This window comes from Moraxella bovoculi 237, from assembly GCF_000696305.2.
GTDB classification, from domain to species: Bacteria; Pseudomonadota; Gammaproteobacteria; order Pseudomonadales; family Moraxellaceae; genus Moraxella; species Moraxella bovoculi.
The window spans coordinates 1-11,713 of sequence record NZ_AOMT01000002.1; the positions used below are offsets into that span (position 1 = coordinate 1).

Below are 11,713 nucleotides of genomic sequence, written 5' to 3' on the forward strand. Positions count from 1 at the left end.
ATTGTCTTAATAAATGACCATATCAAAGGCAATAAGTTGCATACGGCAATCGGTGCACTACTATATCAAAATAGCGAGCAGTTTTTACGCAATGGTCATGATGATTCGCCAGTTCAGAGCGACCTGGTGAATAAAATTTCTAACGCTTGGCAGTCATTTGCTAAGAGCGTTAAAGAGTGGTTTTGATGTCTTTTTTTGAGTCATTTTTACTAATTTGGAGGAAATATGTCGGCTTATAGCATGTCAGACGACACGCAACTTGATACAGACGGACAAGCGAAATTCATTGTTTTTTGGAGTAGGCGGTGGCGGAGGCAATGCGGTTGAGTATATGGTTCGTCAGAATGTTTCAGGTGTGACATTCGTGGCGACCAACACTGATGCTCAAGCCCTTGAGCATTTATCAGTACCTAATAAATTTCAATTTGGCGGGGCGGGCTTAGGTGTGGGCGGTCGTCCAGCTCAAGGGCGTGAGTTGGCAGAGCAAAACGAAGAAGAAATTCGCTCGTTATTGTCAGGCTATCACATGGTATTTATTACCGCAGGCATGGGTGGTGGCACAGGCACAGGGGCAGCTCCTGTCATTGCTCGCATTGCTAAAGAAATGCAGCTTTTAACGGTAGCGGTAGTAACGACACCATTTAAGTTTGAGAACAGTAAACGCACGAAGATTGCTAAAGAGGGTATTGCTGAACTGTCCCAACATGTTGATTCTATCATCACAGTGCCTAACGAAAAATTACGCCAAGTTTATAATAATATTTCCATCGCAGACGCCTTTAAAAAGCAGATGTTACGCTCAAAGTAGATGAAGCGTTTGCGGCAGCGTCGGAGCGAGTGCGCCTATTACAAGAGCGTGAAGAAAAGCTAAAAGAGACAGACAGAATGAGGCGTGATTATGTATCTCCCTTTGAAGCCACTTTTTTCATGATTGGCGAATACACGATTGAAAAGTGGAATGTTGAAGATAGCGAAGGTGAGGGGGTACCGATTAGTGGCGAGAACCTTAAAGTTGTTGCTAGCAATATCAAAGAGCCTATGCAGTTCATTCAAAAGCTAACTGACGAGTTTAATGCTTGTTTGGAAGAATTTAACAAGGTGGCGAATAAAACTAAAAAAAAGCCATCGACCGATACAAATGGAAAATCCAAGAAGCAGAGCTAAGCGCGACAAGGCTTGAAAGCTATCGCAGACTAAACATACCGATACCGCAAGAAGTCATGGGCGACCCAATCAGTGATAACAGCATTGGCATATTTGTTCTGGCACAACGCCAAAGGCGATACGCTGACAATGTAGCATTGCCGTTAGGTGTACGGGATATTAGCGATGTATGCGAGCATCATACACATTACCTGCCCAGATGGTTGCTTGATGATGTGGTGTTCGCCCTTGATGATATTTGGCTAGATAGCTTTAACAAGAAATCTAAGCGGTAATAAGCAAAAACCCTTAAACCGCCACAGTTTAAGGGTTTCTTATTTTAACCCCTTTGAACAAGAAAGGAATTAAACTTAAGATGAATTTTACCATAGATTTTGTAAAATTGGGAGAATTACCTATGATAAACTTAATAATCTTGGTTATTTTTGCGTTATTGATAGTACTTGTTTGGCGATTGCCCGATATTATAAGTGAAGTGCGAAAGTTCAAAAGCGATGAATATGATAAAATGTAACCCCATATTGCTTTAATGTAATAGTTTGTGTATTATAGTTTGGTCTTTTCGGATTGGAGCTATGCTATGAAAATATTGAAATTGTTATTTTTGGTCGTTATTATTTCGGTTGTCGTATCAATGTGCATGGATGATAATGAGATGACTGTTAATTCGGATGGGAATAGCAGTACACATCAGGACGATGATACTCAGGATGATGTCGTAACAGACTATAGCCATATTGTCGTACCAATTACACAAAAGGGTTTTCCTAAGACATATAAGACATGGGGTAAAAAATGGATTGATGATATTAATGCTACCATGCCACTGGCTGTAAATCATATTGCAAAAAGTGAAAAATGCGATGAGCCTATTGATGTAAGTATCTCTGACAATAGAAGCAAGCCTAAAAAAGAAGTGGTATTTTTTGTGGATTGCAAAAACGGTGAAAGATTTTTTATTAGCCAAGAGGAATTGAAAAGCAATACTATGGTTGAGGCTGAAAGTGAGAAGCTGGCAGAAGCTCACAAATACATTCGACCTTGTGTAGATGCGATTAAACAGCAACTCAACTATCCAGCAACCTTTGATGAAAAAACCCTTTCAATTCGTGCATACAAAGGAACCAGTGGCAATGTTGTGGTTGAAGTGCCGTTCACAGCTAAGAATGGTTTTGGTGTTGAAATTGAAAATATGGGCAAATGCGTCATCGACACTCAAAATAATTCAACAGTTGAAATCTTTTAGTGGGCGCTATGAATAATCAAGATTTTGGTTTTAGAACCATCATCTCAGAGCATCCCGATGGCTCATTTACTATCCATAGTGAAGATGATTACCTTGATAATTATCTGGCGGCTTTGGAAGTTAAGAAATCGGGCGATTTGCATAAAGCCGCTCAAATGCTGAAAATATCATGTGAACCGCCTAGTATTTACAAAGGCCATTATGCAGAGTTGCTAAGAATCTTTAGAGCCTTGAATAAGCAGGATTTAAAAAACGGTTGCTATCAAAATGTGATTGACCGTGTAAATTTGGCGTTAAGATATGATGATGAGATGATAACCGAGTTATGCCGCCATTGGGGTAGTGTTCACGGTAAAACCTATGAAAAATCTTATTTTGCCGGAGAAAGCAATATTTTAATATCGGATATTAAAAGCCTACTCAAGGCATCAACAGCTATCAATGATGAAGCGAACATCAAAAAAGCAAATGATTTAATTGCGAATTGATAAAAAAACAAAAAACACACCTTGATTGTAAAAGGTGTTTTTTATAACCGTCCTTGTTGGGCGGTTTTTTTATGGGGAAAATTATGGCAACACAGGCATACCGCTTAAGCATTGAAGTAATGGCTGATAAAGCCAAACAGAATTTAGATAAGCTGTCGCATGGCATTAATAACCTTGAGAAAGAGACAAAAGAAACATCAAAGTCTATGGATGAGATGGACAAAATGTCGAAATCTCTAGGGCGCACGTTTGGCATGCTAAAAGGTGCGATTGGTGCGCTAGGATTAGGCTTGACGTTTGGCTCAATCATTCAAACTGCTGATAGTATGCAGACTTTGAACAACCAGTTAAAACTTGCCACAGGCTCAACTGAAAAGTTTGGCGTTGCGATGCAGAATATTGAACGCATTGCGATGGAAAATAAGGTATCACTGCAATCTGTTGGCGAGATGTATGTATCGAATGAACGCTCACTAAAACAGATGGGCAAAACGCAACAGGAAGTAATTCGATTTACCGAAAACGTAACAAAAGCAATGGTGGTGGTGGGTGGCTCGGCGGAAGCACAGGCGGCAGCACTTACACAGTTAGGGCAAGCCATGGCGTCAGGCGTATTGCGTGGCGATGAGTTTAACTCAATCGCTGAACAAGCGCCAATGATTATGACCTTGTTGTCTGAAAGTCTAAATGTCACAACGGGCGAACTTCGTAAGATGGCGGCAGAAGGCAAGCTAACATCTGAAGTAGTCTATAAAGCACTAACAAACGCTGAAGCAACTGAGAAGCTTAAATCAATGTCGGGCGCAACAGCGACAACCGTATCACAAGCGATGCAACAGGTTTCCAACCAATGGGAGCTTGCGGTAAATAAAATCATGAATGGCGAAGGTGGCATCAGTCAAAGTCTAGCAGGCATGATTAGCGGTTTTGCTGGTGTTATCCCAAAGGTATTAGAATTCGGCGAAGCCCGCGCGCAATCAGAAACAGGCAAAGCCATTATTGAAGGGCTTGGTACAGCTTTTGAGACCTTAAAAGGCGCAGTAAGCGGTATTGGGATGTGTTGTTATTTGCCGTCCAGGGAATTATTGAAACCGTGCGTTATCCAGGTCAGGTCAATGTGGACTTTGAAGATGTTTGCACCGCCATGCAGTCTCGTGGATATGCGATGATGGGTATTGGGCGTGCCAGTGGTGATGATCGTGCCAAACAAGCCACTGAAAAAGCAACTCGCTCACCGCTGCTAGATGATTTGCGTCTTGACAATGCTAAAGGATTGATTGTTAGTATCAAAGGTATGCAGGAATCCATGAATTTAAGTGAGGCAGATGAAATCGGTGGGCTGCTTTCAAAGATTGCTGACTTAGATGAGGGTGATATTTTCTGGGGTTTTGTGTATGATGATACGATGGGTGATGAATTGCAAGTAACTGTGATTGCAACAGGGCTGACCTTAAACGAGAGTGCACAACCTCAATCATCTGGACAGCAAGCACCAGCAGGTCATGCCAGTGCCATCAGTCAACAAGGTTCTCAGCAATCAGCAGAGTCGTCATCAGGGCCTGTTCGTAGGACTGTTCAGCCAATCCATGTTGGTGATTATCTAAAAAGACAGCAATAGGATAATAATGAGCGATCCTCTCTTTGTTACCACAAAAAACCCACTGTCATCGCATGGTTTTTTGTGGAGATGACTTGGTCGGATGAGCATATGTAGAGCCCATCATCTTACCCTTGCTATATTATTCACCTGAATTAAACGCCATTGAGCAAACTTGGGCAACCATTAAGAAATGGCTTAGAAGTCATTTATCAAAGCTTGAGAGTATTCAGCAAGGGTTGGTGGGTTATTTTGGGATTAATTGAGTATATTGTTCCAGGCTGATGTCTTTTGTTTGGGTTTATTGAATGTGCGGTAATGGTGGTTTGGATTGTGATATTTTAAAAATGGATTTGGTATAAAAAAAGGTCTTTAGTTAATCTAAAGACCTTTTTGAATGATGATGGCTTACTTGTTGACTTTTTCTTTTTGTTGCTTTTGACGCTCAGCTTTCGCCGCATCTTCAGCACGCCATTTGGCCGTCTTCATTTCATCTGCTGTTGGGCGTTCTTCAAGATTTGGTACGCTCTTAACCCCCAGCTCTTTGAATGCAAAAGCAATCGTCATCAATTCGTTGTTTTTACGCTCAGCATAGATATTTGAACTGTGACCATGGTTTTCAGATGCATATAACAATGCTGGACGACCGCAGCTCTCAATCTCTTGAAGTTTCGCCACAAACTTATAAGAGTGCGATGGTACGACACGGTCATCTCGTTTTGATGTTTGAACCAAGGTTGATGGATAGCATGTGCCAGACTTTAAGTTGTGATAAGGCGAATAGCTCATCAAGACATCATAAACATGACGACCTTCAGATGGCACGCCATACTCCTCCATCCAGTATTGGGTGATGCCCATGTCTGATTGGCGAAGCTGATCTAGTACTGCGACTTGCGGCAATGCTACTCGGTATTTTTCTGGATGTCGAACCATTGCTGCTCCGACCAAAAGACCGCCATTTGATCCACCCATGATGCCCAGATGATCAGGATCGGCATAGCCTGCTTGATTGAGATAATCAGCTGCTGCAGCAAAATCGTCATAGCCTGTCAAGCGATTGGTGTATTTTGCGGCATTTTGCCATTCTTCGCCGTACTCACCACCACCACGAATGAAGGCATGAGCCCATACGCCACCATTTTCTAGCCAAGCGGTATTCGCAGGGAAGCCGAATGCTTGATCATAAATGACGCCATAACCACCGTAGCCATACAGTATGGTTGGGTTTTTGCCATCTAAGACGATGCCTTTTTTGTAGCTGATGTTCATTGGAACTTTTGTGCCGTCATAAGAGGTATAAAATACCACTTTGCTTTCGTATTGAGTTTCATCAAAAGGCACCAAGTCAGAACGACGAATATCTAAATACTCATCTTTGGCAATGCTGTACTTATATTCTGTCTGAGGGAAAGTGGGATTTTCAAAAGAGAATTTGATGTAGTTTTCATTCGCTTCTGGATCGTCGTCTTTGTTTTTATCCTTGTCTTTATCAGACTCTTTGCCCACAACATTGCCAGAAAGGTCGGAAATATATCCAGCACCTTGTGGCGGAGTTAGATCTTTTAGGAACTTTCCTGTGGTGGCATCTACCAGTTTTAGACGGCTGACCCCATCTTTGAGATAGGTAACCAAGAAATAGCCATCACCCTCTTCGTGATAATAGGCATCACGCATTAAGTCTAAGTCTTCTGGAGTGGTAACCACAACTTCTCGTTTTTTAAGATTATCCAGGTTGGTTTTGATGATTTCACCTTTGCGATTATTCTCGCCACTGATGAGCCAAACATCACGAGTTTTGTCATCAAAGTGAACCAATTCAGCTAAGACATTGTTATTAAATGCAATTTTATAGCGAATGGCTTCATCAAAGAATTTGGGGTTATGTAGGCGATAGATGTCTCCTGTTTTGCGATCTTTGATAAAGGCGGTGTTTGTACCGAAGGCTATGGCGTTCATGACCAAGTAACGATCATCATCGCCTTCAAAAGAGATGCCAGTAACCGCACTGCCTCCGAGATGTAAGTAGTTGACTTCAATAGGATCATTAAAGCGTTCTTTGCCAATATCACGACGATAGATGGCAAGTTGTGGAGAGTTGCCTACATAAAATAAAGTGTCATCATCCAGCCATGTGGCTTTCATGATGTCTCGTCTAATGTTTTTGATGACAGGCGTAGCAAGCTTGCCTGTGCGAGTATCAATGACATGTAAATATCTTGGGTCAATGTCAGCAGAGCCTGAGCGGACGAAGAAAGAGATGTAGCTGCCATCTTTACTCACTTTGACACCACGAATGTCGGCTTTGCCGTTTGGTTCGGCCTTGCCATCTGGTGAGATGTTTGCCTCATTAAGCAGCTCGGTACGAGTACCGTCTGGTGCAATCTTCTCAATGCGATCATAGCCGTCCGCATGACGATAGTAACGGATTTCACCGATGCCATCACGATTGGTGTGACTGATGGTGTGCTCGACGCCTTTTAAGGCTTCGTAGTTGCGTTTTAATTGTTCATAGAAAGGTGAGTCTTTGACATATTCTGTGGACAGTGCATTTTGAGCATTGACCCAGTCATTGACCTCACTAGATACTTTTGGCTGAACGGTTTGTAGGTATTTGGTGGTTCTGGCTTCAAGTGGATGATCGTCCTCAAAACGAGTGCCGATCATGTTGCGTTGGCGGTCATCACTGGTCTCATTGGCGACATAAGCATCGATGTTGTCATACTCTTCTAGCCAACGATATTTATCGACAATCGTGCCACCGATATAGTGATCAATGCCATCATCGGGAATGTTTTGAGCGTTGTCATATCGTGCGTTTTTGATGTCCGCTGTATTGGCAGACATGCCAAATTCACCGCTTAAAAATGGATCGTAGCTGTCTTGGTGTACACGAGTTTTTGGATAATGTAATTTGTCTTTATTATCGCTGCCATCATCGGCATATGCCGCTGTCATGCAGACAGACGATGCTACTGCCAATGCCAGTGAGGTAAGTTTTAGTTTCATATGGTATCCTGTTTATGATTGTATTGCCACAGATGGATTGAATTGCTCAATCCATCTGAACATCCATTAAGTGGCCGTATTGGTTTAGAAATTAAACACAACGCCAGCACGGATATTGTCATCGCTGATTTTGCTGGTGTTGGTTGAGCCTAATTTAAATTTTGTTAATTCGGTGTCGTAGCGACCATAGATGCGAACATTTGGGCGAGCCATGTAGTCTAGCTGCACATAAGCTTCTTTGGTATTGGCTTTGTCATACAGATATTGCTCTTTGGCATCGACATAAGAAAGTATTTGTAATCCGCCTGTCTGCTGACCGATTGTATTTAAGGCATTGGCATCATTGCTTAGTGGTGTCGCACCTTTTTTCAGCTTAGTCTCTGCCTTTTTGGTGCCGTAGCCTGCACTGACTTGAAAGATTGGGTTGATGTCATAGGCGACTTTCACACCCAAATAATCAGTATCTCGCTTATCTAGTGGGGTAAAATTGCTTTCAGACATGGTTTCTTGTTTGCGACCAATATCAGTAGCTACCAAGAATTTGCCTGCTTGATACTCCAATGATGCTGCCAAACCGTCTGTCTTACTAGGATAGCGGTTTAGGGTGTTTTGATTGGCTTTCCAGGTATCCCCATTAATGCTAGTTTCAGGATTGTAATCACTGTGTGTGTATCCTGCCGCCACTCTTAGCGTTTGACCTTCTGCCACTGGGAAGCGATAGCTTGCTGATGCCCCATAGCCTGATTTTACAGCACCGTTGTTTTCTTTGGTAACATCATTATACCCTGCAAGACTGTAATAAGCACTGGCTTGTAAGCCCTTGATGCCATAGTAATCAAAGCGTAAGGCACTAGTGCTAAAAATATCCAATGGGGTGTCTGTGCCTGTGCGATTGACATAGTTGGTGTGTAGATATTGACGACCTAGGCTGACAGCACCCACATTTTTTTTATCCAATGACAAGCTTGAATTGGACAAATAAAAATTACTGCCTCTGATATAGCCAAGACCGATATTTCCTGTTGCACGCCAGTCGTTTGGCAATTCTTGTGAGCTACGGAAATCAATATAAGATACGCCATGATTTTGGCTTAGGCGAGGCTTTTTATCTGTGGTTGATAATTTGGTACCTGCTGGTTGTAATTCCGGATTTTCGACTATTTTGTTCATTGGGCTTTCAAGGGTGAATTGTCGGTCTTGCTTGGTGAGTTGAATGTCAACTTGACCGCCAATATCTAAAGTCAAACCGTCTTTTTTGTATAGATTGTAAACAGCATGGGCATTGGTAGCTACGATGGCAGTACCAATCAATAGGGCGATTTTGGTTAGCTTAAAAGTTGGAGTGTTCATAAAAAATCCTTATTTAAAAAGTTAGAATGAGAATGATGCACCAGTACTGAAGGTCAAATGCTTACGATTACTGAATTCGCCTTCATCGGTATAGTTTCTGGTTTTTAGATTGGTGATTGAACCTGTTAATGAAATGCCTTGATATAGCTGATAGGATAGTTCGGCACTGTAACGATCTTTCTTAACTTCATGGAAGAACAATGCTTCTTGATCGCCCTGAGGCTCTAATCTTTTTGATGATACTAATCTTTGCACTGGAGCAGGTGATTTGTTATCTGTCTGACTGCGTCCATAGCTGATGCTTCCTTGTAGGCGTGGTGTGAACTCATAATTGACTTTGATGCCATAGGTATCTTTATCAACACCATGTGTTACGGCACCATTGTAAGTTTCATTTCTTTTACCATAGTCTAAGTCGACCGTCAAATCGTTATGTTGAAAACTTACGCCAGCCAAATACGCATTGGCTTTTTCAGAGGTGTTAAAATATGCAATTTGATCATGACCTTTGCTTTGGCTATAACCGCCTGCCAAGCTTAGGGTTTTGCGTGGAGCGAATTCAAAATCGTATTTGGCAGCGATACCATTACTGTCATGCCAGCCTGTCTTCGTATTGTCATTGATGTCGGCAGACTGGCTAAACATATGATAAGCAGATAGCGTAAGGTTGGGTATGCCCATGTATCGACCGTTGATGTTTGTGCCGCCATCGGTTAGGGTATTTACGATGCCAATGCCAGTTTGGCTAACACCCAGACCATTGTTCTGACCACCGATGGTAATGCGACCTTTTTCACCGTAGGTGCCAAAGTCAAGCCATGCACCCCAGTAAGCACCCCAGTTATTGACATAACCTTCACCAGCTTCTATGACAACAGAGGCGTTGGCAGTCATTTTTGGCGTGATTCTTTGCTTGGCACTGACTCCTAGCATTGTCCAGTTAACACCATCAAGTCTGAGTTGTTCATCGCTGTCTTTACGATCTTGATTCACCAGTACATCAGCGAGGGTGCCATTGCTACCAAAGATTTTTGGATCGCCATAAGTATAATTAAACTTATCGTATTCTGTGGTTAATCTTGGATTGGCACTGCCATTTATGCTTAAATTCAGGCCGTTTTTAACCGCAGGTATCTCAAAGGTTGCTGCCGATGCGGTTGTCGCCAACATCATCGTTAGTATTGATAACGACAGTGCCTGGCATGACTGCCTTTTAGGTAGGCGTTTGGTAGGGGTTAGCTTATTCATGAAAAACGGGTTCTCCTTAACATTGGATTCAACATTGGATTCGACCCAGCCAATCCATTCATCGTATTGTACTAAAAACAAACAAATGGCTTACTAGGACTTAGCTGGCTATTGGTGTCATGTTTATAACATATATAACTAAATTTTATCATATGTAAAAAAATGATACAAAAATTTAGTCTTAGTAGACTAATAGCAATGTTTGTTATTGTCAAGTATTTCATATGTGTTTTATTGAAATTATTTTTTGTTAAGGTTATCTTGTTTCAATGCGTGTCTTTATGGTGGAATCTTTTTGAAAAAATGGGCTGTTGTCTTAAATATGATGACTAATCACCCATTTTTTTTGGTGCTTGGTGTGTCTGATTGAAGATGGGGTAAAAAAGCCACAAAAGTTTGCTGAACTTTTGTGGTAAAAATGTGATTAGAGGTTTATAAACCCAATCTGTTTGGCAGACACTCAATCGCTTGATTAACGGCGTCATTGAGCAATTCATCACCTGTCATGATGGTGATATACCCAATCTTTCTTCCTGCTCTTTCTTCTTTGTGGTAATGATGAAAATGCACGCCAGAAATGGCAAGGAGTTGGCTGGGGTCTGGAAATTGACCAATGATGTTGATCGTGACAGATGGCTGTGTGATGTCGGTGCTACCTAGTGGTAATCCCGCCACTGCTCGAATATGATTCTCAAATTGACTACACACCGCCCCTTCAATTGTCCAGTGTCCAGAATTATGCACTCTGGGTGCGATTTCATTGGCGATCAAACCTGCGTCAGTGACGAATAATTCTAAGGTCATCACGCCAACATAATCTAAATGCTCTAAGAGCTTTTTGATGTTTTGTTGGGCTTGTCAAGTTAGGTGGTCGCTGTTTGGTGCAGGAGCGACTGTCTTGACCAGTATGCCATTGCTGTGTGTATTTTCAACCAAAGGATAGTAGCGAATTTCACCTGTTTGCGATCGCACAGCGATGATTGAAACTTCTCGACTAAAATCAATAAAACCTTCGGCAATCAATGGGGCGATTTTCGTTGCTTCACCAAGTTCATCCCATGCAGTAATGATGTCATCAATCGTCCTAATGACGAATTGACCTTTGCCATCATAGCCACTACGAGAAGTCTTTAAGACGAGTGGTAAGCCGAGCTGTTGGCAGGCGTGTCTAAGTCCGTCCAAGTCATTAACTGACAAAAATGGCACAAAAAGCCCATTCAATGGCAAATCCAAAGGCAGCTGAACAAGTGGCGGATATTGTGGAGAGTGCGGTTAAAAAATAGTTTTGATGGTCTTGTGATGAGGTAATAAAAATGTTTCACCATAAAATCAACGACACATTAAACCTGGCTTTGATGCATTCATCATTTGCCAGTCAAATGAATGACATTGTTAATGTGCAAAAAGACTACTTGGGTGAATGGCTACCATAGGCGAATGACTTTAGCGAAAATAGCTATTGTGAATTTGTCAAATTTGCTCTACATCAATATGCTAAGAATAAAGCCATTCACACCCATGTTATTTATGAAGATAAAATTAGTAGTCTTAAATGACGACAGTGATTTTGAGCAAGTAGAAAAAGAGTTGGGCTTTCCTTTGTTTGTCAAA

General features: G+C 41.8%; 9 protein-coding genes and 3 pseudogenes. 8 read left to right on the plus strand and 4 right to left on the minus strand.

What is annotated here, in order from left to right; genetic code table 11:
• From MBO_RS00135 to MBO_RS00170, 8 genes and pseudogenes are all read left to right on the plus strand, one after another.
• A pseudogene (locus tag MBO_RS00135) lies at positions 1-186 on the plus strand (hypothetical protein); the annotation flags it as partial.
• 54 nt (positions 187-240) lie between these two features.
• Positions 241-787: pseudogene (locus MBO_RS00140) on the plus strand (cell division protein FtsZ); the annotation flags it as partial.
• A gap of 50 nt (positions 788-837) precedes the next feature.
• Positions 838-1,164, plus strand: a complete 327-nt coding sequence (locus MBO_RS00145; protein ID WP_052585174.1) for a hypothetical protein — start codon at positions 838-840, stop codon at positions 1,162-1,164.
• 56 nt (positions 1,165-1,220) lie between these two features.
• Positions 1,221-1,439 carry a hypothetical protein gene (locus MBO_RS00150; RefSeq protein ID WP_036361775.1) on the plus strand — a complete coding sequence of 73 codons (219 nt, stop codon included), beginning with the start codon at positions 1,221-1,223 and terminating at the stop codon, positions 1,437-1,439.
• Between the two features lie 305 nt (positions 1,440-1,744).
• The gene (locus MBO_RS00155) at positions 1,745-2,410 is read left to right on the plus strand and encodes a hypothetical protein (RefSeq protein WP_036361779.1); all 666 of its coding nucleotides are present in this window, start codon (positions 1,745-1,747) and stop codon (positions 2,408-2,410) included.
• Between the two features lie 8 nt (positions 2,411-2,418).
• Positions 2,419-2,898: a hypothetical protein gene (locus MBO_RS00160; protein ID WP_052585175.1), complete on the plus strand. Its 480-nt coding sequence runs from the start codon at positions 2,419-2,421 to the stop codon at positions 2,896-2,898.
• A gap of 83 nt (positions 2,899-2,981) precedes the next feature.
• A complete protein-coding gene (locus MBO_RS00165) occupies positions 2,982-4,067 on the plus strand; it encodes a tape measure protein (protein WP_052585176.1) in 1,086 nt (361 codons plus the stop codon).
• Complete coding sequence (locus MBO_RS00170) at positions 4,043-4,516, plus strand: FtsZ/tubulin family protein (protein ID WP_080702117.1); 474 nt, start codon at positions 4,043-4,045, stop codon at positions 4,514-4,516. Before MBO_RS00165 ends, MBO_RS00170 begins: the two co-directional genes overlap by 25 nt.
• Before the next feature lie 387 nt (positions 4,517-4,903).
• Here MBO_RS00170 and MBO_RS00175 read toward each other — a convergent pair whose 3' ends face one another.
• The 4 genes and pseudogenes from MBO_RS00175 to MBO_RS00190 form a co-directional block, all read right to left on the minus strand.
• Entirely contained in the window at positions 4,904-7,504 is a 2,601-nt protein-coding gene (locus tag MBO_RS00175) for a prolyl oligopeptidase family serine peptidase (protein WP_052585178.1), read from the minus strand.
• An 84-nt stretch (positions 7,505-7,588) separates the two neighbouring features.
• A complete protein-coding gene (locus tag MBO_RS00180) occupies positions 7,589-8,854 on the minus strand; it encodes a porin (RefSeq protein WP_036361782.1) in 1,266 nt (421 codons plus the stop codon).
• A 21-nt stretch (positions 8,855-8,875) separates the two neighbouring features.
• Entirely contained in the window at positions 8,876-10,102 is a 1,227-nt protein-coding gene (locus tag MBO_RS00185; protein WP_152545064.1) for a porin family protein, read from the minus strand.
• A gap of 432 nt (positions 10,103-10,534) precedes the next feature.
• Positions 10,535-11,305: pseudogene (locus MBO_RS00190) on the minus strand (5-(carboxyamino)imidazole ribonucleotide synthase); the annotation flags it as partial.
• Positions 11,306-11,713: the final 408 nt, after the last annotated feature.